This is a genomic window from Streptomyces sp. NBC_00554 (genome assembly GCF_041431135.1).
Classification (GTDB): domain Bacteria; phylum Actinomycetota; class Actinomycetes; order Streptomycetales; family Streptomycetaceae; genus Streptomyces.
In genome coordinates, this window is record NZ_CP107799.1 from 1,507,810 (window position 1) to 1,532,884 (window position 25,075).

At 70.5% G+C, this 25,075-nt stretch carries 21 protein-coding genes; 15 read left to right on the plus strand and 6 right to left on the minus strand.

Going from position 1 to position 25,075, the window contains the following annotated elements; all coding sequences use genetic code 11:
* Positions 1-60: 60 nt before the first annotated feature.
* Complete coding sequence (locus tag OG266_RS06810; RefSeq protein ID WP_266472993.1) at positions 61-912, minus strand: phospholipid scramblase-related protein; 852 nt, start codon at positions 910-912, stop codon at positions 61-63.
* Between the two features lie 64 nt (positions 913-976).
* Positions 977-3,028 carry a phosphocholine-specific phospholipase C gene (locus OG266_RS06815; protein ID WP_371543798.1) on the minus strand — a complete coding sequence of 684 codons (2,052 nt, stop codon included), beginning with the start codon at positions 3,026-3,028 and terminating at the stop codon, positions 977-979.
* Positions 3,029-3,457: 429 nt separating this feature from the next.
* Between OG266_RS06815 and OG266_RS06820 the strand changes: the two genes are divergently transcribed.
* From OG266_RS06820 to OG266_RS06855, 8 genes are all read left to right on the plus strand, one after another.
* Positions 3,458-5,620: a hypothetical protein gene (locus tag OG266_RS06820; RefSeq protein WP_371543800.1), complete on the plus strand. Its 2,163-nt coding sequence runs from the start codon at positions 3,458-3,460 to the stop codon at positions 5,618-5,620.
* Between the two features lies 1 nt (position 5,621).
* Entirely contained in the window at positions 5,622-6,863 is a 1,242-nt protein-coding gene (locus tag OG266_RS06825; protein WP_371543801.1) for a hypothetical protein, read from the plus strand.
* Positions 6,860-9,409, plus strand: a complete 2,550-nt coding sequence (locus OG266_RS06830; protein WP_371543802.1) for a GTPase-associated protein 1-related protein — start codon at positions 6,860-6,862, stop codon at positions 9,407-9,409. Before OG266_RS06825 ends, OG266_RS06830 begins: the two co-directional genes overlap by 4 nt.
* Positions 9,409-11,052 carry a hypothetical protein gene (locus OG266_RS06835; protein ID WP_371543804.1) on the plus strand — a complete coding sequence of 548 codons (1,644 nt, stop codon included), beginning with the start codon at positions 9,409-9,411 and terminating at the stop codon, positions 11,050-11,052. Before OG266_RS06830 ends, OG266_RS06835 begins: the two co-directional genes overlap by 1 nt.
* Positions 11,053-11,126: 74 nt before the next feature.
* On the plus strand, positions 11,127-11,252 hold the full coding sequence (locus tag OG266_RS06840; RefSeq protein ID WP_326719421.1) for a hypothetical protein: 126 nt from the start codon (positions 11,127-11,129) through the stop codon (positions 11,250-11,252).
* A gap of 99 nt (positions 11,253-11,351) precedes the next feature.
* Positions 11,352-12,032: a VWA domain-containing protein gene (locus tag OG266_RS06845; protein ID WP_266474964.1), complete on the plus strand. Its 681-nt coding sequence runs from the start codon at positions 11,352-11,354 to the stop codon at positions 12,030-12,032.
* Positions 12,026-12,979 (plus strand): PP2C family serine/threonine-protein phosphatase, encoded by a 954-nt coding sequence (locus tag OG266_RS06850; protein ID WP_371543806.1) that lies wholly within the window; start codon positions 12,026-12,028, stop codon positions 12,977-12,979. The genes OG266_RS06845 and OG266_RS06850 overlap by 7 nt, the downstream gene beginning before the upstream one ends.
* Positions 12,976-14,313, plus strand: coding sequence for a protein kinase (locus OG266_RS06855; RefSeq protein ID WP_266473004.1), 1,338 nt, complete (start codon positions 12,976-12,978; stop codon positions 14,311-14,313). The genes OG266_RS06850 and OG266_RS06855 overlap by 4 nt, the downstream gene beginning before the upstream one ends.
* Before the next feature lie 32 nt (positions 14,314-14,345).
* On the opposite strand, the gene OG266_RS06860 is transcribed toward OG266_RS06855, so the two are convergent.
* Both OG266_RS06860 and OG266_RS06865 read right to left on the minus strand, forming a co-directional pair.
* Positions 14,346-14,672, minus strand: coding sequence for a hypothetical protein (locus OG266_RS06860; protein WP_266473005.1), 327 nt, complete (start codon positions 14,670-14,672; stop codon positions 14,346-14,348).
* Between the two features lie 25 nt (positions 14,673-14,697).
* Positions 14,698-16,185: a hypothetical protein gene (locus OG266_RS06865; RefSeq protein WP_371543808.1), complete on the minus strand. Its 1,488-nt coding sequence runs from the start codon at positions 16,183-16,185 to the stop codon at positions 14,698-14,700.
* Between the two features lie 295 nt (positions 16,186-16,480).
* On the opposite strand from OG266_RS06865, the gene OG266_RS06870 reads away from it, so the two are divergent.
* From OG266_RS06870 to OG266_RS06880, 3 genes are read left to right on the plus strand one after another with little or no spacing between them, the layout of a single operon-like run.
* Complete coding sequence (locus tag OG266_RS06870; protein WP_371543809.1) at positions 16,481-17,545, plus strand: Rieske 2Fe-2S domain-containing protein; 1,065 nt, start codon at positions 16,481-16,483, stop codon at positions 17,543-17,545.
* Positions 17,542-17,712, plus strand: coding sequence for a hypothetical protein (locus tag OG266_RS06875; protein ID WP_329544403.1), 171 nt, complete (start codon positions 17,542-17,544; stop codon positions 17,710-17,712). The genes OG266_RS06870 and OG266_RS06875 overlap by 4 nt, the downstream gene beginning before the upstream one ends.
* Positions 17,709-18,635 (plus strand): 2Fe-2S iron-sulfur cluster-binding protein, encoded by a 927-nt coding sequence (locus tag OG266_RS06880; protein ID WP_371543810.1) that lies wholly within the window; start codon positions 17,709-17,711, stop codon positions 18,633-18,635. The genes OG266_RS06875 and OG266_RS06880 overlap by 4 nt, the downstream gene beginning before the upstream one ends.
* On the opposite strand, the gene OG266_RS06885 is transcribed toward OG266_RS06880, so the two are convergent.
* The gene (locus OG266_RS06885) at positions 18,586-19,401 is read right to left on the minus strand and encodes an IclR family transcriptional regulator C-terminal domain-containing protein (protein WP_266473011.1); all 816 of its coding nucleotides are present in this window, start codon (positions 19,399-19,401) and stop codon (positions 18,586-18,588) included. The genes OG266_RS06880 and OG266_RS06885 overlap by 50 nt on opposite strands.
* Positions 19,402-19,588: 187 nt before the next feature.
* Here OG266_RS06885 and OG266_RS06890 point away from each other — a divergent pair, with 187 nt between their 5' ends.
* Genes OG266_RS06890 through OG266_RS06905 form a run of 4 tightly spaced genes read left to right on the plus strand, consistent with a single transcriptional unit; the run spans position 19,589 to position 22,933 of the window.
* Positions 19,589-20,560 carry an ABC transporter substrate-binding protein gene (locus OG266_RS06890; RefSeq protein ID WP_266473013.1) on the plus strand — a complete coding sequence of 324 codons (972 nt, stop codon included), beginning with the start codon at positions 19,589-19,591 and terminating at the stop codon, positions 20,558-20,560.
* Positions 20,557-21,330, plus strand: coding sequence for an ABC transporter permease (locus tag OG266_RS06895; RefSeq protein WP_371543811.1), 774 nt, complete (start codon positions 20,557-20,559; stop codon positions 21,328-21,330). Before OG266_RS06890 ends, OG266_RS06895 begins: the two co-directional genes overlap by 4 nt.
* Positions 21,327-22,106, plus strand: a complete 780-nt coding sequence (locus OG266_RS06900; protein WP_371543812.1) for an ABC transporter permease — start codon at positions 21,327-21,329, stop codon at positions 22,104-22,106. The genes OG266_RS06895 and OG266_RS06900 overlap by 4 nt, the downstream gene beginning before the upstream one ends.
* A 20-nt stretch (positions 22,107-22,126) precedes the next feature.
* Positions 22,127-22,933 carry an ABC transporter ATP-binding protein gene (locus tag OG266_RS06905; protein WP_371543814.1) on the plus strand — a complete coding sequence of 269 codons (807 nt, stop codon included), beginning with the start codon at positions 22,127-22,129 and terminating at the stop codon, positions 22,931-22,933.
* Here the strand turns inward: OG266_RS06905 and OG266_RS06910 are convergent.
* On the minus strand, positions 22,905-25,052 hold the full coding sequence (locus OG266_RS06910; RefSeq protein ID WP_371543815.1) for a discoidin domain-containing protein: 2,148 nt from the start codon (positions 25,050-25,052) through the stop codon (positions 22,905-22,907). The genes OG266_RS06905 and OG266_RS06910 overlap by 29 nt on opposite strands.
* Positions 25,053-25,075: the final 23 nt, after the last annotated feature.

The window sequence follows — 25,075 nt, forward strand, 5'->3', positions numbered from 1 at the left end:
GCCACGGGAAAGGGCGGCCGCGGATATATTCGCGGCCGCCCTTTCCTTTGTGGTGTCGTGTCAGCCCAGCCCGCGGGAGTCCTGCTTGAGGGCCGTGTCGACGGTCAGTGCCGTTGCCACGACCAGGCTCAACAGGGGTTCGGGGAGCTGGTAGTGGATCTGCAGGACGTAGTTGTCCGCGGTGGTGAACATCGTCTTGGCCAGGCCTTCCCAGGTCTTGGTGATCCGGGCGACCTCGTTGTCCGACTGGTCGACGATCGCGAAGTTCCAGGCGCGCCAGTTCTCCGCCTTGATCGCGCCGACCTGCTGACCGTTCGCGTTGATCGCGAAGTTGATCTTCCCGATCATGTTCTGCTGGACGATCTCGCCGACGGGTGAACCGTCCGGACGCGCCACGAGCACCCGCGACTTCATGAACTTCGCGGGGCGCGTCAGCAGCAGTTGCGGCTGGCCGTACGCGTCACGGATCTCCAGCTTGTGGGTCATGAACTGGTCGATGCTGGCGACGAAGCGGAGGATCTTCTTCAGCGCGCTCTGTCCGACCTGGACGACCGAACCGAGCTGGTTGCCCTGCTGGTCCATGACCTTGTACTCGTTGGTCAGCTCGATGAGCTTGGCCTTCTGGTTGACCACCAGGACCGGCTCGGTGAACAGGGTGCCGCCGCCCGCGCCGTTCGCCGCGACCCCGGCCTGCTGGTGCACCTGACGCTGCACGCGCGGGTCGGGACCCGCGGCGGGCTGCGTCGGGGCGTACGCCGGCTGGGGCTGCTGCGGAATCTGCTGCGCGGACTGGGCCTGCTGGTCCGCATTCGTGTGCTCGGTCCATTGCGAGCCGTCCCAGTAGCGCTGTGTCTGGGGCGCCCCGTTCGGATCCGGGTACCAGCCTGCAGGTGTGTTCGAATGCGTGGTCACCGGGGCACACTACCGCGAGATGTCTTGAAATCAACCAGCAGTTGGTTAGGCATCCTGTGCTCCGTCAGGCGGTCACGATCGCCGGGTCGCTCACGCCCGGGCGGCCGTTCTCCACGTGTCCGGCGAACCGGCGCAGGAAGCTCGCGTCCGTGGCCGACACGACGGTCAGGTCGTACCAGCGCTTGCTCGCCCGCAGGTCGAAGGTGTGCTCCACGGTCGCGCCCGCCCGTACCTTGAACGACTTCGACGGGCCGCCGTAGCCGCTGCTCACCTTCAGGTCGACCGTGCCGGAGCCCTTGTTGGTGAGGGTCAGCTCGACGTTGCCGCCCGTGTGCCGCGCGGTGACCTCGGGTCCGGCCTTCCTGCCGGAACCCTTGAACGTGCGCAGGAAGCCGTTCGGGCCGTGCACGGTCAGGTCGTACGCGCCGTTCGAGTACGCCGAGTTCCAGGTGTCCGAAACCTTCCTGCCCGCCTCGGTGGTGTAGGTCCAGGGGCCGTCGGTGCGGTTGCCGGACGTGACGAGGAAGGCGGCGCCGGCCTTGGCGCCGGAGCCGAAGGTGAGCGTGAACTTTCCGGCCGCCGCATCCGCCGAACCGTCCACCAGGGGCGCGTACTTGAGCGGGCGGGCCGGGCGCGAGCCGCGCTCCTGCTTGGGCAGGGCGGGGTTCGCGGGCGGGGTCGGCACGTAGTCGGGGTGACGGTCGCCGTCCGGCGGCTGGTAGCCGTCGGTGTCCGGCAGCGCGACCGGCCTGGTGTCCTTGCGGGCGAAGTCGAAGGCCGAGCTGAGGTCACCGGAGACCACGCGCCGCCAGGGCGAGATGTTGGGCTCGTGCACGCCGAAGCGGCGCTCCATGAACTGGATGATGGAGGTGTGGTCGAGCGTCTCGGAGCAGACGTAACCGCCCTTGCTCCAGGGCGAGACGACGAGCATCGGCACCCGCTGGCCCATCCCGTACGGGCCCGCCGTGCGGCTCGCGTCGCCCGCGTAGAGGTCCGGGCCGACGTCGACCGTGGACTTGCCCTGCGCGGCCGACTGCGGCGGGAACGGCGGCACGAGGTGGTCGAAGAAGCCGTCGTTCTCGTCGTACGTGATGAACAGCGCCGTCTTGCTCCAGACCTCGGGGTCGGAGGTGAGCGCGTCGAGCACCTGGGCGATGTACCAAGCGCCGTAGTTCGCGGGCCAGTTGGGGTGCTCGGTGAACGCCTCGGGTGCGACGATCCAGGAGATCTTCGGCAGCTTCTTGCCCTTGACGTCGGCCTTCAGCTGGTCGAAGAAGCCCTCGCCCTTGCGGGCGTCCGTGCCGGTGCGGGCCTTGTCGTAGAGCGGGTCGCCAGGCTCGGCATTGCGGTACTTGTTGAAGTACAGCAGCGAGTTGTCGCCGTAGTTGCCCCGGTAGGCGTCGGGGATCCAGCCCCAGGAACCGTTCGCGTCCAGGCCGTCGCCGACGTCCTGGTAGATCTTCCAGGAGACGCCGGCCGCTTCGAGGCGCTCGGGGTACGTCGTCCAGTCGTAGCCGACCTCGTCGTTGCCGAGGACCGGGCCGCCGCCGGTGCCGTCGTTGCCGGTGTAACCCGTCCACATGTAGTAGCGGTTCGGGTCGGTGGAGCCGATGAACGAGCAGTGGTAGGCGTCGCAGATGGTGAACGTGTCGGCGAGCGCGTAGTGGAACGGGATGTCCTCACGCGTCAGGTACGCCATCGTCGTCGACGACTTGTTGGGCACCCACTTGTCGTACTTGCCCTTGTTGAAGGCGGCGTGCCCGTCGCTCCAGCCGTGCGGGAGGTCCTGGATGAACTGCATGCCCAGGTCGTCGGCGTCGGGCCGGAACGGGAGCACGTCCTTGGTGCCGTCCGACTGGTACCAGACCGACTTGTCGCCCGACGTCGTGGCCGGAACCGGGTCGCCGAAGCCGCGGACGCCCCTGAGCGAGCCGAAGTAGTGGTCGAAAGAACGGTTCTCCTGCATCAGGACGACGATGTGCTCGACATCGTCGATCGTGCCGGAACCGTGGTGCGCGGGCAGCGCCGCCGCACGCTCGATGCTGTTGGACAGCGCGGTGAACGCCGCGGTGCCGCCGGCGAGCTGGAGGAAGCGGCGCCGATTCACTTGAGGCATGGGTGGGTGACCTCTGTCCTGACGGGGCGCGTATCGCCCGATGATGATGGAACCTGCGCGAAGGGAGTTTTGCAGGCACACCAAACGTCAGGAAAGGGTCGGGTGTCGCTGATGTGAAAGTCGGCGGTACGGGAGATGCTCGGCGACTGCCGCTTCCCGAGAGGCCCCTGCGGCACGGCTTTGCGAGCGGTGTCGGCACGTGCCGCGGCATCGCGTTCCGCGGCCCGGGTCCGACCTGTCAAAGGCACGGCGGACACCTGTCGAATCTGCTGCAATGGTCTCTCCAGCCTGTCCCGGACCTGCCGATGCCCAAGACCGGTCAGGGGTGGGCGACATGCGGCGGGGGGTCGCGGGGTGCCGTATCACGGGGGGCGGGGGAAGCGGCCGGGGAGCGCGTGGGCGCCTCTCGAACTGCCGTTGACTCCTGGGATGACCGGTCACGCGGCCTGGTCCTCGGCGCTGCGCTCCCTCGGCTTCCGGCACACCGCCGAACTGCTCGGCGCCTGGGGCGTACGCCCCGAGTTCAAGGTGCTCGACGGACTCTGGTTCCGGGGGCGCGGCATGACGTGGCTGCGCGTCGACGAGGCCTACGTCGAAGCGCAGCGGGAGCACTGGCGGCGCGAGGGCGGGCCGCACCGGGCGAAGGCGCCGGCCCTCCTCGACCGGGCGGCGGAAATCCTGGGCGCCGACCCGATGGGCCTGCGCCGTGTCGTCGTCCACGAACTGGTGCTGCTGCTCCAGGACCACCCCGACGGAATCAGTGTCCCGGCCGCCGTGGAGCTGGGCGTGGACAAGGACGAGGCGGCGGAGCTGGTCGCCTCCGTGTCCGCGTGCCTGAAGCCGGCCGGGCGGCTCGACGGGGAGGCGGCCGGGAGTATCCACGAGGCCCTGACCGGTCGGCAGTTGTGCCGGGCGGAACGGTACGCGGCCCGGCTGGCCGGGGTCATGGCCGACCCGGAGCTGCGCGGGCTGCTGGCGTCCGTGGCCGAACTGCGCGCCGGCACCGACGAGGCACTGGCCCGGGCGGACACGCTGCACCGGAAGGGCGAATACCGGCAGGCGGCCACCGGCTATCTGGTCACGGCCCGGTACGCCGTCGACGAACCGAGGGCGCTCACCGGTCTGTTGCGGGCCGCGGAGGCCGGGGCACCCGTGGCCCCGGGTCTCCTTCCGGTCCGCGCGGAGGCCGGGCACGACGGCGTGACGGTCACCTGGAACGCCGCCACCGACCAAGCCGGGACCATCCTCTACCGGGTCCTGCGCCACCCACCGGGCAAGCCGCACCGGCACACCGAGGTCGGCGTGCCGGGCACGGCGACCCAGGTGACCGACACGGCCGCCGTACCCGGCAGCAGGGTGCGCTACGCGATCCTCCCGCTGCGGGACGGACGGATCGCCGGGCGGCCCCGGATCAGCGACCCCCTGCTGGTCGCCCCCGAGGTGCGTGAACTCACGCTGACCACCGGACGGCACGGCGTCAGCGCCACCTGGCGGGCACCCGCCGCGGCGGTGGCGATCCGCGCGCTGCGCGAACACGGCGGCGGCGAAACCGAAGTGACATGCCGTCAGGACAGCTTCGAGGACGGGCCGTTGGAGCCCGGAACGTATTCCTACGAGATCCACTGCGAGTACGCGGGGCCCGACCGGCGGACCGTCCGCTCCCTGGGCGTGACCGCCCGCGTGGAGGTCGAGGAGTGGCCCCGGCCGGTCGAGTCGCTGACCGGCGAGCAGCACACGGCGACCGGTCCGGTACGGCTCAGCTGGATTCCGCCGGCCCGGGGCGAGGTCCTGCTGGTGGCGTGGAGCGGGCCGCCGCCCGAGCCCGGCGCCGAACTGCCGGACGGCTTCACCACGAAGCTGCCCAAGCCGCCCCTGTCCTCTCCCCTGCTCGAGCCGGCGGCGGGCACCTCGGTGCGGATCACCGCGGTGACGGTGCTCGGCCGCCACGCCGTCGCGGGCCCCAGTGTGCTGGTCGAGGCCCAGACCCCGGTCCGTGGAATGACCGCCGAGCGCGGCCCCGGCGACACGGTGCGGCTCGGTTTCGAGTGGCCCGATCCGGCCCCCGTGGTACTCGTCGGATGGCGACAGAGCGGTGTGGCCCGGGAGCGGCGGGTGACCCGCAGCGCCTATCTGCGGGAGGGGCTGAGCCTGACGGCGGGCGGCGAGGCCCTCGACGTGGCCGTGGCCCCGCTGCCCTCCGGCGACGCGGAGTTCGTGATCTCCGGGGAGGGACACATACGGGTGCCGTCCCGGATACGGCTCTCCTACCGGCTGGTCAAACCGGGCTGGCGGGCAGGCGCGCGGCGCATGGTCGAGGTGCGGGCCGAACTCCCCGGCGCCTCACCCGGCACGACCGACTGCCCGGACTTCCTGCTGGTCGGCCGGGAGAGCATCGCCCCGCTGCATCCGCGGCACGGCATCGAGGAACTGCGCCTGACCGGGGACCGGTTGGCCGCCGGGGAGCCGGTGCGCACCGAGATCGACCTGCGCGGCCGGACCAAGCCCTATCTGCTGCGCGGCTTCCTGCTCGGAGCCGGCGCTCCCGACGCGCAACTGGACCATCCGCCGTCCGACACTCTGGTGGTGCGCTGACATGACGACCATCGTCTGCCCCTACTGCTTCACCTCCGACCGCGCCTCCCGGCTGGCCTACCGCTGCCTGATGGCGCGTACCGGTGTGCGCGGTGCGGCGCCCTGCGCGCCCGAACCGGACGGCAGGTGGGCGGCGTTCACCGGTGCTCCGGCCGGCGGGCCCGCCGCCCAGCGCGGTCCCTGCTTCGACGCGCCGCGCGGCCTGCGCACCGGGCGCGGGCGCGCGCCCTGCCCCGCGTGCGGTGTGGGCACCCCGGTGCGGGTCTGCCGCAACTGCCACAACGACCTGCCCAGCGACTACTGCGACCAGAGCAGCCGGATCATCGCCCTGATCGGCCCGAAGAGTGCGGGAAAGAGCACCTACGTCACCGTGCTCGCCCACGAGTTGCGCAACAGGGTGGGGCGGGAGTTCAACGCGGCCCTGGCCAGCATGGGCAGCGCGACACAGCAGCGGTACCGGGCCATGGAGGACGACCTCTACCACCGGCTGCTGCTGCCCGGGCCCACCCAGCCGGCCGCCATGCGCTTCAACGACCCGCTGATCTTCCGGCTGAGCACACCTCGGCACGGAGTGGGCGGTCTGCGCGACGGCAGCAGGCACACCGCCCTGGTGTTCTTCGACGCGGCGGGCGAGGACCTGGCCAGTGCCGAGGCCATGGACCGCTACACCGCCTATCTGGCCGCGGCCGACGGCGTCATCCTGCTGGTGGACCCACTGCAGTTGCGGACCGTACGGGAGCAACTGCCGGAGCTGGCAGGGCAGTTGCCGCCGGTGGAGACCGCCCCGGAGCAGATAGCCGCCGACCTCGCCGCCCAGTTGCGCGGCCGCCGCAGAGGCGAGGGCAAGGGCAAGGTCACCACACCGCTGGCGGTGGCGATCACCAAGAGCGACGTCCTGAGTGCCTGGCTGCCACACGGATCGACCCTCGGCCGTCCGGCCGTCCGCGCGGGAGCCCTGGACGACAGCGACCGGGTCGCCGTGGACCAGGACGCGCGGGCCCTCCTCGACGAGTGGGACGGCGGGGTGCTCTACCGCCAACTCGACCGGGACTTCGCCGAGTTCTCACTCTTCTGCCTCTCCGCGCTCGGTTCGCCACCGCCCGCCGAATCACCTTCGGACGCCCCGAAGTCGGGGCCCCGGCCGCTGCGCGTCGAGGATCCACTGCTGTGGCTGCTCGGCCGGCGCGGCCTGCTTCCCGTCCGCACGGCCCGTACCGCCCGGAAGGGACGTGAGCCCCGATGACGCTCCGTCAACTGCACTACACCTCCGCCCCACCCGGCCCCGACGGCTCCGGTTTCCGCTTCACCGCCACGAGCCCGGACACCGACCCCGCTCAGCTGCGGCTGGCCGAACCACTCCTTGGCTACGAGCCGCCGCGCGACGCCCCGGCCAGGCCGACCGAGGCCGAACTGCCCGCCTTCCCCGTCGCGTTCGGCTTCAGCCTGCTGCCCGACGGCACCGGAGTGCTCAGCCGTACGCGCTACACAGGCGCCGACTACAGCGGCCGCTACGGCAACTTCCACGCGCACGCCCTGCTGGTCCCGCCGGGCGCCAGGCTGCCCGGCCGGATGCTGCCCATCGCTGCCTGGGAGTCGCCGGACTGGCGGAGCGTCACGCCGGTGGACGGTGCGCCGCCGCTGGAGGCGCTGAGCCCGGGCGACCGGATCGGACGGCAGCAGCTCACGGCCTTCGCCCGGCGCCGGTCCGAACGCCTCGCGCCGTTCCTGTCGGACGTGCGGCGGCTGTTCGAGGACGAGCGGGCGCCCACCCTGGTGATGGTCGAGGAGGGTGCGGAGGAAGTCGCCCTGTGGGTCGCCCTGGCCTGTGCGGCGCTGCCGCCCGCCTACGCGCCGACGCTGACCTTCACCACGTACACCCGTCGCCCCTACCTCGCCGAACAGCAGATCGTGGGGGTGCTCGCGGACGCCGAATTCGGGTACGCCGCTGCCGACCTGGGCCACCAGTTCCGCTTCCACCACTGCCTCGGCGGCACCTCGAGCGAGCCCCGCACCGCGCCCTGGGCGGAGGTGGCCGCCCGCGTCTGGCTGGCAGGCCGGCCCGACCTCCTGATGCGGGCGGCGGCCGACGCGCCCTTCGACACGGAGGTACTGGCGTCCCACGCGCTGTACGAGGGCATCCCCCTGGAGTCGGCCGGCCGGGCCGCCGGCACCGCGTGGGCGCTGAGCCACGCGGACCAGCGGGACGAGGTCTTCTGGCAGCGTTTCCTGGAGACCCTGCTCGCCGAGGACGCCGACGGCACCGGATCCGACGCGCTGCCCGGGCTGCTGGACGCCCTCGCTGCCCGGTGGCCGCCCGAGGTCACCGAACCCCTGGCGCGCGGCACGGTGCGCGCCGTGATCGACGGCCGGGGCGCGGTGCCCGGCAGTCTCCGCTCGGCGCTGACCCCGGATGCCTGTGTCGAGCTCGCCCGGGAGCTGGGTCCCCGGCTCACCGTCCTGCTCGCCGATCCCGACGTGCCGACCGAGCGGCTCCTCACCCTGCTGAGTCTGGGCGAAACGCTGGCCACCGACCTCGTCGGACACCCGCCGCCGGCCGCGCCGGGAGTGCGGCTGGCCGACCATCTGCTGGCGCGCGCCGCGGACGGCTCCCCCGGTTCCGGCCCGTCCGCCCGCGAAGTGGCGGCCGCGGTGTCCGGGCCCGGGTCGCGGGGAGTGCGCGGCGCCCTGCTCGACCGCCTCAACGACGTGGCCCTGTCCGGCGACCCGATCCCGGTGGTTCCCGTACTGGCCGGCCTGGACGCCACGCTGGACCCGGCCGAGCTGGCCGACTATCCCCATCTGCGCGCGGTCGCGGCCGCCGGACGCGGGACGCGGGATCCCGACAGCGGACTGCGGATGATGAACCGGCTGATCCGGGAGGCCAAGTGGCAGGAAGCCGCCGATCCGTCCGTCCTGCGGACCGCCTTCCTGCTGACCTGGCCCGGGCGGCGGCCGTCGATGGACGACGCGCTGATGCTCCTTGCCCAGACCCCGCCGGATCTGCTGACGGCCAGTGGTCTCGATCACCAACTGGCCCGCACCGCGCTCGCCGCCGACGCCTCCGACCCGGACGCCCCCGAAGTGGCCCGGAAACTGCTGTCCGCCCTGCCACCGGGCATCGGGCTGACCGAACCGCGTGTGCGTGACGGACTGAACCTGCTGCTGCACGCCGAGGACATCCGCACCGGCCAGGCCGAGCGCGGCTTCACCTCGTACGCCATCGCGCTGCGCGACCGGGCCCGCCCGCTGGACGACAGCCTGGAACGCAGGCTGGCCCGCGGTCTCGTGGCCCGCATCCTCAGCGGCGCCGCCCCCGAGGCCAGGGTCCGCCCGGGCGTGGCCGGGATGCTGCTCAAGGACGAGCTGGAGCAACTCGTGCGCTACGGCGACGAGGGCCTGATGGACACCTACGAGGCAGAGGCCCGGAGTTCGGTGACCCTTGACCGGCTGCAGCGCGACCCCTGTCACCTGGCGGCCCTGTTCATCGCGTGGAACAGCTTCGGCGACTTCAACCCGGCCTGGGACCGCGTCCGGCTCCGCCTGCTCGACCAGTTCCTGAAACCGGCCGTACGCAGACTGCCGGAACCCCATCTGTCGGCGGCCGAGTCGGAGCTGGCCGAGGTGAGTGGCACCTGGGCCGACCGGTGGCGGGACTGGTATCGGCCTGGCCTGGCCCGCCGCTGGGGGCGCCGGCGCGGATCCGGAGCCGGCGGCGGCCGCCCGTCGAAGAGCTGGCGGGACGCGGGCCCCGGCACGGTGGAGACGCAACCGGGAGCGGAGGAACACTGATGTCGCCGAGCGATCTCTTCTCCGGCTCCCCGTGGGTGTCGGCCCTCGTCGTCCTGCTCTTCATACAGTCGCCGGTCATCGTCTGGAACCTGCTGCGTTCCGCTCCCGTCGCGTACGCGCGGTTCGTCGCGGAGACCGGCAAGAGCCTGGGTCCGTGGCGGCCCGGAACCTATGACGCCCGGGTGCGGCCGCCCGGCGGAACCGAACCCGCCTACCGGGCCTATTGGGCACAGCAGGCGTGGACGGACGCCGTCAGCGCCACGGCGGTGGGCGCGACCGACATCTGGCGGCGCGTGGTGGACGTATGGATGAAGGACCGGGTCCGCTCGATGTGGAACCTGTACCGGAAACCGTACGGGAGGCGGGAGACGTGGGAGGTGCTCTTCCTGCGGTTCTTCAGCGTCGGCGTCGCCCTGGGCGCGCTCCTCGGCAGCCTCGCCGCCGCCGCGACCGCCGCCGCCACGACGCTGGTGTTCGGGGTGCTGCTCGGCGCCGGCTGTACCGCACTGGTCCTGGCCGCCCTGTGCCTGCGCGGCATCGACTCGGGCCGGCTGGTCGTGGGACGGATCCGGATGAAGTGCCCCCACCCGGGGTGCTATCACTCGGTGGCGCTCCCCGTGTACCGGTGTCCCGGCTGCCGCCATCCGCACCGTTCGCTGCGGCCCGGCCGCTACGGCGTCCTGCGCCGCGTCTGCGAATGCGGCCAGGTGCTCCGTACCAGCTTCCTCACCGGGCGGCACCGGCTCGACGCCGAGTGCCCCGAGTGCTCCCTCCCGCTCCCGGACGGCCTCGGCTCGGCCCGGCTCGTTCATGTGCCGCTGATCGGCGGCACGTCCTCGGGCAAGTCGATGCTGCTGCAGGCGATGGTCGCCGGGCTGCTCGCGCGGATGAACGGCGGGGAGTTCTCGGTCCGGTTCGCCCGGGACGCGGACCGCCGCGAGTACGAACGCGACGCGGCCCAGCTGGCGTCCGGCGGGGGCATCGGCAAGACGACGGCCGTCCAGCCGACCGCGGTCATGCTGTACGTCGGGAAGCGCTACCGCAAGCGGCTGCTGTACCTGTACGACCCACGGGGCGAGAACCTCGAATCCCACGAGCGGCTGCGCGAGCAGGAGTATCTCGCCCATGCCGACGCCCTCGTGCTGGTCGTGGACGCGCTGGCCGACCCTTCGGTCTACGACGGGCTGCCTCCCGACGAACGGACGCGGGCCGATCTGGCCTCCCCTTCGGCGGAGAGCCCGATGCACACCTACGAACGGCTTTCCGGTGAACTGGCCGCCATGTCGGGACGCCGCCGGCAGACTCCGGTGGCGGTCGTGGTGACCAAGAAGGACGTGCTCCACCGACTGGACTCACTGCCGACACTGACCGACGGCGTCGACGGCTGGCTGCGGGCGGTGGGGCTGGAGAATCTGGTGCGCGGCCTCGAACACGACTTCGGGGCCTGCCGGTTCACCGCGCTGAGTGCGCAGGACGCCGTCGGCACACAGCCCCACCCGGCCGAACGGCGGCATGCGGCGGAGCCGGTCCTGTGGCTTCTGCGCCGGACCGGACTGCGGATCAAGAAGGCGCGCCCGGCGGTTGCCTCCGGTCGGATTCCGCCACGGCCGACGACGGATCCGGGTGTTGCCGAAAGCTCCTGACGGCAGCTCAGAGCCACGAGTATCTTCGATGAGGCAGCCCGGAAATGGGCGAGTCTGCGGAGGGGGAGCCGGAGATGACGCAGGTGCCCACCCACGTGTGCCGGCAGCGCCGCGTGATTCTCGGGATGTTCGCGGTGTCGGTGGCTGCCGTCCTGCTGCTCCCCCTGGGCGCCCTGGTCCTCGCTCTCACGAACGGATAGCCGATCGGGCGGACAGCGCGCATCGGGCGGATGGCCGATCAGGCGGACAGCCGATCAGACTGAGGGGGACGAACCGTGAGCGATATCCCAGGCGGAGCGATGGCCAGCCGTCCGGTCCATTTCTTCTGGATACTGGACACCTCGTATTCCATGGGGGTCAACGGAAAGATCGGCGCGCTCAACTTCGCCATCAAGGAGGCCCTGCCCGAGATGCGGGCGGTGGCCAAGGACAATCCGGCGGCCTCGCTGATGGTGCGGGCCCTCACCTTCTCCACCAGCGCGCGCTGGCAGCAGCCGACCTCCACACCGGTGGACGACTTCCACTGGCAGGACGTCCAGCCGGACGGCATCACCAATCTCGGCGAGGCCTTGAAGCTGGTGGCCCGTGAGCTGGAGATGCCGCCCATGCCGGAGCGGGCCCTGAAGCCGGTCCTAGCGCTGGTCTCGGACGGGCAGCCCACCGACGACTGGCGCTCCGGTCTCAGAGCGGTCGACGCGACGCCCTGGGGCAAGCGCGCGGTGCGGGTCTCGATCGGCATCGGCGAGGACGTCGACCGGGCCATGCTCAAGGAGTTCCTCGCCAACCCGGAGCTGGAGCCGTTCGACGCCAACAGCCCCAAGCAACTGGCCGCCGCCATCCGCTGGGCCTCGACGGTGGCCGTCAAGGCGGCCTCCACCCCGGTCGCGGCCGCGGCCGACAACAAGACGCTGGGCGGCGGGTACGCGCCCTACGCCCCGCCCACCGTGACGACGGCCGACGACGATGACGACGTGTGGTGACCGTGCCCGGCGCGGCTGAAGCGACCGGCCTGTCCTCGGGTGACCACTGGCGGATCCTCTGCGAACACGTGATGGGCCCGCACAAGAAGAACTACCAGGACTGCGTGTACGCCGACCTGGTCCCCGGCCAGGACGCCGCGGTGCTGGCGGTCGCCGACGGACACGGCTCGGCCGCCCATGCCCACAGCGATGTGGGCGCCCGCTACGCGGTGGAGATCTTCGGCCGGCTGGGCAAGGAGTTCGCGGAACGCGCCCTCGGCTCACTGCCCCTGCCCCGGCTCAAGGCCGACGCCCGGGACCGGATGCCCCGCGAGCTGGTCCGGTGCTGGCAGGACGAGGTCCTGGAGCACGCCCGCCGCAACGCCACCGGGCCGGGCCCTGTGCCGCCCGCCCCGGAAGGTGTGCGGCAACAGGATCTGGTGCCGTACGGGACGACGCTCATCGGTGCCGTCATCACCCCGGGGCTCCTGGTGGGCTGGCAGCTCGGGGACGGCGAGCTGGCGATGGTCGACCCGCGGGGGAAGATCCGGCTGCCGCTCGATTCGGGCCGGCCGGAACTGGGCGACGAGACGGACTCGTTGTGCAGCCGGCAGGCCTGGGACCTGATGCGGGTGCACTGGTCCCCGATCACCGCCGCGGACAGTTCGCCCGCGCTGGTGCTGCTGTCGACGGACGGGCTCTCCAAGAGCTTCGTGGACCGCCAGGGCTACCAGGACTTCGTCCGGGGCACTTATGAACGGCTGCGGGAGCAGGGCCCCTCGGCGGTCGCGGACGATCTGCCCAAGTGGCTGGCCCAGGCGGCGAAGTACTCGGGCGACGACACGACGGTGGCCGCGGCCTGGCGGGCCGCGGCGGGCCCGAGCGGCACCGCGGCAAGCCCGAGCGCCACTGCGGCGAGCCCCAGCGGCACCGCGGCGAGCACCTGGACCGGTACGGAGGAAGAATGACGAACGGCATGCTCCCCACTGGCACCACGCTCACCGACGAGGACGGCGCGGGTGTCATGATCGTCGGTCTCCTGGGTTCCGGGGGCCAGGGAGAGGTCTACCGGGTGCGCACCCCCGCCGGGGAGCGTGCCCTGAAGTGGTACTACCCCGGCTGCGCCACCGATCAGCAACTGCAGATCGTGGAGGATCTGGTGGGCCGCGGGTTCACCGACGAGCGGTTCCTCTGGCCCCAGCAGGTCGTATCGGACAACGCCGGGGGCTTCGGCTATCTGATGGACCTGCGCCCGGACCGCTTCCGGGGTCTGCCGGAGCTCTTCCGCCGCCAAGTGAGCGTCCATTACCAGGAGTTGGTGACCGCCGGGATCCACATGGTGGAGGCGTACAAGGCCCTGCACTCCAGAGGAGTCGCCTACCGCGACATCTCCTGGGGCAACATCTTCTTCGACCCGGCCACCGGGGACGTACTGGTCTGCGACAACGACAACGCGGTGGTGGAGGGGGCCGTCTCGGGCATCGCAGGGACGATGGAGTTCATGGCCCCGGAGTTGGTGCGCGGCGACGACGGCGCGACACCAAGCACTCAGACGGACCTGCACTCCCTGGCCGTACTCCTCTTCATGCTGCTGATGAACCATCACCCCCTGAAGGGCGTCGCGGAGTTGCGGATCCGCTGCCTTGACGAGGCCGCCGAGAAGAAGCTGTACGGCACGAACCCGGTGTTCGTCTTCGATCCCGCCGATCAGTCCAACCGCCCCGACGCGCACGAGCAGACCACCGTGCTGGCCACCTGGGGCGCCGCGCCTCCCGCCCTGCAGGATCTGTTCGTGCACAGTTTCACGGAGGGGCTCAGGGAGCCGTCCCGGCGAGTGCGCGAGTCGCAGTGGCGGGAGACGCTGAGCAAGATCCGCGACACCATCGTGATCTGCTCCGACTGCGGCCGGCAGAACATGACCGAGCCCGACTCCCAGACCGGCCCCTCCTGTTGGAGCTGCGGAAAGACCCTGGTCATGCCCGCCTGGCTGGTGGTCACCACCGCGCATCCGCGCACCGTCCGCACGGTTCGGCTCGGCCGGGACGCCCGGCTCTACGGCCATCATCTGGAGGCGGAGCCCAAGCGCCACGACTACTCCCCCGGCGCGGTCATCGCGGAACTGTCGGAGAACCCCAAGCGCCCCGGCCAGTTCGGGCTGACCAACCGCTCCCAGGAGACCTGGCACGCCCGCCGTACGGACGGCACGGCGCACGAGGTCGAACCCGGCCGCTCGGTCTCGCTGCGGCCGGGGCTCGGGGTGGATCTGGGCGGCGGGGCGGAGGCCGTGGTGCACTCGTCCTGAACCGGTGGCCCGTCGGCTTGTGTCGGGTCCGGTCAGCCGCCGAGCGCGCGCATGATGCCCTCGGAAAGGACCAGCGCGCTGCTGCCGGTGCCGACCCCCAGGCTCACGGTGTTGAGCCAGGCCCGGATCCGGCCGTGGTCGGGCGGCTCGTTGCTCGCCTCGGCGCGGGCGAGTTCGGCGCGTACCGCTTCGGCCTCGGGCGGTGCCGACGGGCCGAGTTCGCGGACGAGGTCGGTGGCCAGCCGCAGCGCTTCGGCGGTCGAAGTCCCGCTGTTGTAGACGGTGTTGTGCTGGACGGTGTGGTCACCCGCCTGGACGGGGCCGCTGATGGGACCGTTGAAGTTGAAGTTGCTGCTCATGGGTGCTGCCTCCTCGGGGAGTTGCTCACGGACGGCCGGGCGGGCCTTGCTGGCCTCCGCCGCCCTGCGCGGGACCGGGCGGGGGTGTGTGCTGCTGGTGGTTGACCTGCTGAAGGTGGTTGCCGAACTGCGCGGGGCCGGTGATCGGGCCCGCGAAGTTGTAGGTCTGCGCGTTGACGATCCGCTTCTCGGTCTCCTCGAAGTCGGAGGTGTCGACGTTGTGTGCCCTGAGGAAGGCCCCGGTCGCCAGGAGCACACCCTGCTCCAGCCGCTTGAAGTAGTGCGAGGTGTCCCGCCGTTCGATGTACCCCATGCGGTCCCAGTCCGCGACGGCCTCGCGCAGCCCGTTCTCCGCGCCGTAGTCCCAGTCCGTCCGGCCCTTGCGGATCTCCTTGCGGATCTGGCTCAGCAGGCGCGCCTTGCGGCGCATCCGCGCACCCTCCCCGTTCAGTCGCCCCAGAGCGCCGAACAGTGTGTGCCGGAAGCCACGGTTGACCGTGCGGACGGTGTGCCACCACAGCCGTACGGGGCCGGTCGGCAGGTACTCCACCGCGTCGAAACGCTCGGACAGCGGCGGGATCACATACGCGGTGACCTCCCACGTCAGACGGGGCATCAGCAGATGGGCCCGCAGATGCATGGTCACCACCACACGTCCGCCCGGTCCCAGCATGCGCAGACAGAGATACGTCTCCGCGCCCGCGCCCGTCTGCACCGTCCCGCTCTTCACCAGTTGCTTGGGCACGACGACGACCGGCGGGCGGGTCGCGTCCGGCAGCACGTCCTTCCCCAGGTACGACACGTGCAGCCCGCGGACGTACAGGCGATTGCGGGCGTGGAGTGTCTCGAGGCCCACGATCTTGGGCATCTCGACGGCCAGGTAGTGGTGCAGATCGGCGGCGTCGAACGGAATGATCTGCTTGTCCCGGCCCTGGTCGTCCTTGGCCGGACGGCTCACGTCGACCGCGTCCCAGACCGACTCGGTGATCCGCCAGCCGCTCCCCACGAAGGGATTGATCCGCTCCACCTTGGCGTTGTACGCGACGAAGTTCGCCCGCTTCATGGACTCCAGCCGCTGCTCCACCTCCGGGCCGAGCGGCGGCGCCAGGTCCATCGCGGGGGCTCCCTCCCGCCCCAGTACCAGCGCCGCGCGCCGTGCCCCCAACTCGGCCCCGTGGGCCACCCACCAGGCGGCCACCAGCGTTACGACGGCCACTGCGGCCGAGACCGCGGCCATGCCCTGGTTACCTGCGACGACCTGCCACAGCGCCAGTGCCGTCGCCGCCGGCAGCACGATCGCCGCGACGGCCAGCGCCTGGTCCCGGTGCCGCCACCGGGCGATGGCCTGCTGCGTATGCCGTACCAGGGCGACCAGATTGATCCCCTGCGGCAGCGCCACCGCCTGCAGCCCGTCCTCCACGTACTCCTCCCACACCGCCCGCGCGAGGACCTCGTCGAGATGGACCGTGGCGCACAGCCGGCGTGTGACAAGGTCCGTACGGTATTTCGGCAAGGGCGTGAGACTGGCACTGGTGAGCGGCATACGTTCCCCCCGGCGGCTGCCCAGCACATCCCGGTATCCGGTGTTGTGCGCTCCTTCCACGGTAGAGCTTGCGCAGGTAGCGGGGCAGCACTTCGCTCAACTCCCGTTCTGCCGCCCACCGTTCTCCGGTACCTGGTCCTGGGGCCGCGATCCACACCGGCCAAGCCTTCCGTCTGACGGAAGCAGCCTTGCCGACCTGTGGTGCCCGTCACGAACCTGGTGCCCAGCGGGGCGACGAGGCCCCGCTCTCAGGGACGGGAACGCCATGCCTCACATGACCTCCTTCGCCAGGAACCAGTGGTACGTCGCCGCCTACTCGCACGAGGTGGGGCGCGAGCTGCTCGGTCGGACGATCCTCGGGGAACCGCTCGTGTTCTACCGGACCGAGGACGACGGGACGGCCGTCGCCCTGTCCGACCGCTGTGTGCACCGCCGGTTCCCGCTCTCGGAGAGCCGGCTCGACGGCGACCGGATCGTGTGCGGCTACCACGGGTTCACGTACGACACGACGGGCGCGTGCGTGTACGTGCCGGGGCAGAAACGCATACCGCGCACCGCCCGCGTCGCCTCCTACCCGCTGGTCGAGCAGGACTCCCTGATCTGGGTCTGGATCGGTGACCCGGCGCTCGCCGACCCGGAGGCCATCCCGCGCGCCCGCCACCTCGACTCCCCCGACTGGCTCACGGTCCGCGGCATGGAGCCGATCGACGCCGACTACGGGCTGCTCGTGGACAACCTGCTCGACCTCTCGCACGAGACGTATCTGCACGGCGGCTACATCGGCAGCCCCGAGGTCGCCGAGACACCGATCACCACCGAGGTCGACGAGGGCGCGGGGATCGTGCGGGTCAGCCGGCACATGGCCGACGCCGAGTGCCCGCCGTTCTACGCCCGTTCGACCGGCATCGAGGGCCGGATCACCCGCTGGCAGGACATCGAGTACCACGCCCCGTGTCTCTACCTCCTGCACAGCCGCATCGCACCGGCCGGTGTGCTGCCCGAGGCGGACGGCAGCGACCCGAACGGCTTCCACACCGAGATCACCTACGCCATCACGCCCTCCTCGGACGGCAAGGTGTACGACTTCTGGGCGGTCTCGCGCGACTGGGCCACGGACGACACCGAGGTCACCGAGTTCCTGCGGAGCAACAACCACACCGTCGTCATGCAGGACGTGGACGCGCTCAACCTGCTGCAGAAGACGCTGGGTTCGGAGCGCGGCGGCTACCAGGAGCTCAGCATCAACATCGACACCGGCGGCCTGGCCGCCCGCCGTATCCTCGCCCGCCTTGTCGAGGAGGGCGACAAGCCGATGGAGAAGGTGCTGTGACGAGCCCGACCGGCGAGATCTACCGCATCGACTGGGTGCCGGGCACGGACATCCTGCACGGCACCTGTCACTGCGGTGCCGAGCACGCCGCCCAGGACCCGATCGAGATGTGGGAGTGGATGCTCGGCCACCCCGAAGGCCACGAGCCACGAGGACAGGCACAATGACCTTGTACGAGGCCGAACTCGTCGTCGAGCAGAGGGAGTTCGCCGCCGACGGCGTACTCGCCCTCACCCTCCGCCACCCGCTCGGCGAGGAACTCCCCGGCTGGCAGCCGGGCGCCCATATCGACGTGGCGCTCGGGCCGGAGCTTGAGCGGCAGTACTCGCTGTGCGGTGATCCGGCCGACCGGCGTTCATGGCGGATCGCGGTGCTGCGCGAGCCGGACGGGCGCGGTGGATCGTCGTACGTGCACGAGGAGTTGAGCGAGGGCGACAAGGTGCGGGTGCGCGGCCCGCGCAATCACTTCGCTCTCCAGGACGCCCCGCGTTACCGGTTCGTCGCGGGCGGCATCGGCATCACCCCCATCCTGCCGATGCTCGCCGCGGCCGAGGCGGCGGGCGCGGAGTGGACGCTGCTGTACGGCGGGCGTACGCGCGAATCCATGGCGTTCACCGAGGAGTTGGGCCGCTACGGGGACAGGGTGACCATCGCCCCGCAGGACGAGACCGGGCTGCTGGATCTGGCTCCCCTGGACGCTCCTGACGCCCTGGTCTACTGCTGCGGACCCGGCCCGCTCCTGGACGCGGTCGAGAAGCGGTGTCCCGCCGGGCTCCTGCATGTCGAGCGCTTCCAGCCGAAGGTCCAGGAGAGCGGCCCGGACCGGGAGTTCGAGGTGGTGCTGTCGCGGAGCGGGCGCACCCTGACCGTCCCCGCCGATGTCTCCGTCCTCGACACCGTGCGGGCCGCGGGCGTGGAGGTGCTCTACTCCTGCACCGAGGGCACCTGCGGGACCTGCGAGACGGACGTCCTCGAAGGGACCCCGGACCACCGGGACTCGGTGCTCAGCGACGAGGAGCGGGCGGCCGGCGAGACGATGCTCATCTGCGTCTCTCGCTGTCTGGAGAGGCGGCTCGTGCTGGACCTGTGACCTTGAGGTCCGCCTCGATACGGGCCACGGTGGCGAGCAGGTGGGGCAACAGGTCGCGGCGCACGGAGTCCATGGAGTTGCGGCTGGCGTGCACCGGGATGTTCACGGCCGCCACGACCTCGCCGTCCCGGTCCCGCACCGGGGCGGCGACCGAGCGCAGCCCCTCCTCCAGTTCCTGGTCGACGATGGCGTACCCCTGGCGCCGTACCCGCAGGAGCTCCGCCTTGAGCGACTCGGCCGAGACGATCGTGCGTGCCGTCAGGGGCCGCAGTTCGGCGCGGGCGAGCCGGGCGTCGATCTCCTCGTCCGGCAGATGGGCGAGCATCACCCGTCCCACGGAGGTCACATGGGCCGGGAAGCGGGTGCCGACGGTGATAGTCGCGGTCATGATGCGGCTGGTGGGGACACGCGCCACGTACACGATGTCGTCGCCGTCCAGGACGCAGAGCGAGGACGACTCCCGTACCTGCGCGACGAGTTGCTCCAGATGGGGTTCAGCGAGGTCGGGCAGGGTGAAGCCGGAGAGGTAGGAGTAGCCGAGCTCCAGCACACGCGGGGTGAGCCGGAACATCCGGCCGTCGGTGTGCACATATCCGAGGTCGAGGAGCGTCAGCAGGAAGCGGCGGGCCGCCGCGCGGGTCATGTCGCAGGTCCGAGCCACCTGACTGAGCGTCAACTCCGGGTGGTCCGCGTCGAATGCACGGATGACGGCGAGGCCCCGTTCGAAGGACCGGACAAAATGGGGCGCGCGGGCTGCTGCAGGCATCGTCGCCTCCAGATGGACGCACGGAGTGCGCCTTCTGCGCACTCCAGGACGCATTTCGGTAACTGTCAACAATATTGTCAGCGAAAAGGATTGACCCCGTCGAAACGGGGTCCTAGTTTCCCGCTGAGCACTATTGTGCGGTGTGCGCACAGCCTGTCGGAACACTCTCGTCTGCACAGGAGGAGTAATGCGTCGTCTGCTTGCCGGTCTCGCGGTCGGATCCTTGATGGTGGCCGCATCGGCCTGCGGTTCGTCCGACTCCGGGTCGTCGGACAAGAGTTCGTCGTCCGGTGGCGGGACCACCACGGTCAAGGTGGGGATCATCCCCATCGTCGATGTCGCGCCCATCTACCTGGGCCAGAAGCAGGGCTTCTACAGCAAGCGGGGCCTGAAGCTCGAAATGACGACCGCTCAGGGCGGCGCGGCGATCGTGCCCGGCGTGGTCAGCGGCCAGTTCCAGTTCGGGTTCTCCAACATGACCTCGCTGATGATCGCCCAGTCCCAGAACGTGCCCGTGAAGGCCGTCGCCAACGGAATCGCCTCAACGGGCGTGGACGGCAAGGACTTCGGCGCCCTCACGGTGAAGAAGGACAGCCCCATCAAGTCCGCGAAGGACCTGGAGGGCAAGAAGGTCGCCGTCAACACCCTCAAGAACATCAACGAGACCGCGGTGCGCGAGTCGGTGCGCAAGGCGGGCGGCGATCCGTCCAAGGTGAAGTTCGTGGAGCTGGCCTTCGACCAGATGCCCGCCGCCCTCGACGGCGGCCAGATCGACGCCGCCATGGTCGTCGAGCCGGCGCTCGCCACCGTGAAGAGCCAGGGTGCCGTCGAGATCGCCTCGTCGCTGGTCGACGTCGCGAAGGACCTCACGGTCGCCATGTACTTCACGTCGACCCAGTACGAGCAGCAGAACCCCGAGCTGGTGAAGAAGTTCCAGGAGGCCACCGCGGAGTCCCTCGCCTACGCCGACTCCCACCCGGACGAGGCCCGGGAGATCGTCACCACGTACACGAAGATCCCCGCGGCGGTGCTGGCGAACGTGGTCCTGCCGAAGTGGCCGGCCGAGCCGAACCGTGCCTCGATCGAGGCGCTGATGAAGCTGGGCGAGGAGGACGGGCTGTTCAAGACGACCCCCGACCTGGACAAGCTGCTTCCGTGAAGGGACTGAACGCCGCACTGGGTGCGGCCGGGCTCGCGGCCTTCCTCGCTCTGGGCGAGGCGGTGCCGCGGCTCGGTCTTGTCAAAGAGGACTACTTCCCGCCCACCAGCCGCATCGCCGAAGCGCTCTGGCGGGAGCTGAAGGACGAGGTGTTCTGGACGGCGCTCGGGGACACCCTGACCGGCTGGGCCCTGGGCCTGGCGATCGCGGTGACCGCCGGAATCCTGGCGGGCGTCGTGATCTCGGTCGTACCCCATCTGCGCGAGGCCACCGCCTCCACCATCGAGTTCCTCCGCCCGATCCCCTCCGTCGCCCTGATCCCCCTCGCCGTCCTCCTCTACGGCACCGAACTCCGCTCCGTCCTCCTCCTCGTCGTGTACGCCTCGTTCTGGCAGATCCTCATCCAGGTCCTGTACGGCGTCCAGGACGTCGACCCGGTGGCGGACGAGACGGCACGCTCGTACGGTCTCGGCACCTGGGCACGGACCCGGCATGTGCTCTGGCCAACGGCCCTCCCGTACGTCATGACAGGCGTCCGGCTGGCCGCCGCGGTCGCCCTCATCCTCACCGTGACCGCCGAACTGGTCATCGGAGCACCGGGGTTGGGTAAGAACATCGGGATCGCCCAGGCCTCTCAGGCGGTCCCGGAGATGTACGCCCTGCTGGTCGTCACCGGTCTCCTCGGCCTGCTGATCAATGTGGGTGCCCGCACGGTGGAGCGGCGGGTGCTGGCCTGGCACCAGTCGGTGCGCGGGGAGGTGGCGGTGTGAGGCACATACTTCTGCGGTCGCTCTACGTCGTCGCACTGCCCGCGCTGCTCGTCACGGTCTGGTGGCTCGCGTCCGACGGCAGCACCGACGTCTTCTGGCCACCCCTGCGCACGATCCTCAAGACCTTCCCCGACGTCTGGACGGGCGAACGGCTGCGCGCCGACGTCCTGCCCAGCGTGCTGCGGCTCCTCGCCGGCTACACGTCGGCGGCGGTCGTCGGCGTGGCGGTGGGCACGGTCATCGGCTCCTACCGGCGGGTCCGGGCCTTCTGCGAGCCGGTCCTGGAATTCCTGCGCGCGGTACCGCCGCCCGTACTCATCCCGGTCATCATGCTGTTCGCGGGCATCGGCCACACCATGAAGATCATCGTCATTGCGATCGGCTGCGTCTGGCCGATCCTGCTCAACACCGTCGAGGGCGTGCGGGCGGTCGACTCCGTGATGGCCGAGACGGCACGTTCGTACGGCATCACGGGGGTCGCCCGGCTGCGGTACGTGGTCCTGCGTGCGGCGAGCCCGCAGATCTTCGCGGGTCTGCGGCAGGCGCTGTCCATCGGCATCATCCTGATGGTCATCAGCGAGATGTTCGGAGCCAGCGACGGCCTCGGCTTCAGCATCGTCCAGTTCCAACGAGGCTTCGCGATCCCCGACATGTGGACCGGAATCCTCGTCCTGGGCCTGCTCGGATTCTTTCTCTCCGTGGTCTTCCAGCTGGTCGAGCGCCGGGTGCTCGGCTGGTACCACGGTCGGCGCGCTTCCTCCCGGCGGTCCCCGTGAAACTCGCGAAAGGGCGGTCCATGCTCGACGTACGCGGCCTGAACAAGGTCTACGAGGGATCCGGGCGCCGGGTGGAGGCGGTACGGGACCTCACCTTCACGGTGGAGGCGGGTGAACTCGTCTGTCTGGTGGGCCCGTCGGGGTGCGGCAAGACCACGCTCCTGAAATGCATGGGCGGACTGCTCACCCCTACCGCCGGTGAAGTGCTCCTCGGCGGCCAACGGGTCAGCGGGCCGCCGCCCGGGATGGCTTTCGTGTTCCAGGAGTACGGGCGCAGCCTGTTTCCCTGGATGCGGGTCGGCGAGAACGTCGAACTCCCGCTGAGACAGAAGGCATTGAGCAAGACGCGGCGCCGGGAGCTGGTCGCCGACGCACTGGAGTCGGTCGGGCTCACGGACGCCGCGGGGGCGTACCCCTGGCAGCTCTCCGGCGGTATGCAGCAGCGCGTCGCCATCGCCCGCGCGCTCGCGTACGAACCCGATGTGCTGCTGATGGACGAGCCGTTCGCGGCGGTGGACGCACAGACGCGCGCCGATCTGGAAGACCTGGTGCGCAGGCTGTGGCGGGAGCGCGGGATCACCATCCTGTTCGTCACCCACGACATCGACGAGGCCGTCTACCTGGGCGAGCGGGTGCTGATCCTCTCCGCCTCCCCCACCGTCGTACAGGAGCAGCTGAAGGTCGATCTCCCCGACGAGCGGGACCAGTTGCACACCCGGGTCGCCCCGCGCTTCGCCGAACTGCGGACCCATGTGTACGAGCAGATCCAGGCGGCCAAGCGCGGGACACCCCTGGATCTCACGAAAGATACGCCTCCACCTCACTGAACTGGGCAGCCGGCCAGCCCGTGTTGCCGGTGACGCTCACCCTCAGGTAGCGCAGGTTCGTTCCGCCGGGCAGGGACACGGTGACCGTGTTCCCGGTGGCCGGGTCGAAGCGGTAGCCCGCCGAGGCGACGACGGTCGAGTACGAGGAGCCGTCCGTGCTGCCCTGCACGGACATGGTCTGCGTGCGCGCGCCCCAGGCCGCGGCGGGCGGGAGTTTCAGAACGACCCGGCGCGCGGCCTGGGTCGATCCGAGGTCGACCGTCAGGGCCTGCGGGAAGGCGTTGTTGGTGGACTCCCAGTAGGTGTTGGCGTCGCCGTCGACGGCTTTGCCGGGTGTGTAGACGTCCACCGAGCCGGTGGCCGTGGCGGGGCGGCCCTTGGTGAGGTTGGTGGTCGGGTCGGGGTTCGGGTTTCCGGAGCCGGGCTGGGGCCAGGCGGAGCAGTTGGACCAGGTGGTGTCCCAGCCGGAGTTGCCGCCGCCGTTGGTGAGGGTGAAAGTACCGCTCGGGTAGGGGCAGTTGTAGACGCCCGCCGCGCCCACACCGGTGGCTTGGACGTTGCTGAACCTCGCCGCGCCCTGCGTCTCGGCCTGGACGACGACGGTGCCGACCCTGCTGACCGTCGCGCCGGTCACGTTCACGTTGCTCGTCGGGTAGCCGCGCCCGCCGCCCGACACGAACTCGAAGGCGCTGTACGGGCTGTCGGTGATCGTGGTGTTGGTGATGTTGACCGTGGCATTGATCGCGCTGTCGTACGAGTCGACCCGCAACGCCCCCATCGGGTGGCCCCAGTTGGGGTTCATCGCACCGGAGCGCACGAGCGTGTTGCCGTCGACCGTGATGGTGCCGGCCAGCGGGTGGAAGGGGTCGAGGAACTTCTGGTTGGAGATCGCGATGCCGCTGCCGAGCGCGTTGGTGTCGGAGACCAGGTTGTTCCGCACCGCGATGTCGGTGCCGCCGTAGATCGCGATGCCGTTGGCCAGGTTCGGCTGCGAGATGGTGTTGTTCTCGAAGCTGCTGTTGGTGTCGGGCGAGTTGAGCGACCACATGGCGAGCGAGTCGTCGCCCTGGTTGCGCAGGAAGTTGTTGCGGACGCGGACGCCGTGCGCGTTGCCGTTGAGGTTGAGGCCGTCGGCGGTGGTGTCGAGGATGCGGTTGTTCTCGACGACAAGGTTGTCATTGTTTCCCGTCAGCCAGAGGCCGACCTTGAGGTGCTGGATCCACATTCCGGAGACCGTGGAGTTCGGGCCCAGGGAGCCGTTGACGAAGTTGTCCGGGTTGGAGTCGACGCGCTCGGTGACCTCGCCGATGACCGCGAAGTCCCTGAGCCGGACGCTTCCGGAGGAGCTGCTCTGGTCGATGAAGCGCGAGGTGTGTACGACGGAGTACCAGCTGCCCGCGCCCTGGAGGGTGACGTTCTGGACGCCGCTGAGCGAGGAGGTGATGCGGTAGTCGCCCGGCGGGATCCATACGACTCCCCCTTGTGCGGCGGAGATCGCGTCCCGGAAGGCCTGCGTCGAATCGCCCTGGCCTGTGGGGTCCGCGCCCCTGTCCGTGACGGACACCGAACCCGCGGGTCTGGCGGCGGCAGCGGCGACCTGCTCGAAGTCGGCCACGTCCACGGTGACTTGGGCGGCGGTGGCCTGGAAGGCGACCTTGTCGCCGGCCTGCACGTTCTGGCCGAGGAGCAGCCGGGCGTTGTCGTAGAAGTGGTGGGTCCTGGCGCCGGCGATCCAGGAGGTGTCGACGTAGGAGTACTTGGAGGTGACGGCGAGGGTCTTGGCGAGCTTGACGCCGTTCACGTAGACGTCGAGGGTGCCGGACTGGCCGTCCGGGACGCTGTAGGAGACGTTCACCGCGTTGGCCGCTCGGGGGACGGTGAACTCGACACGCTGGCCCGCGGTCAGCCGTACGGCCTGCCGTCCGGAGGCCTCCGAGGCAAGCGTGGCCTGGGTGTAGTCGGGGCCGATCCTCGTGCCCGTGGAGGTGGCGGTCTCGGCCTCGACGGAGGTGAAGGGGAGGGTGGCGCCCGCGGCGGCGACCGCGGAGTGGGCCGTGGTGGCGCTGAGCATGCCGGCGGCGAGGGCGACGGTCACCGCTGCGATTGCTGTTTTTGGCATGCTCCTGTCAGCTCTTGGCATGT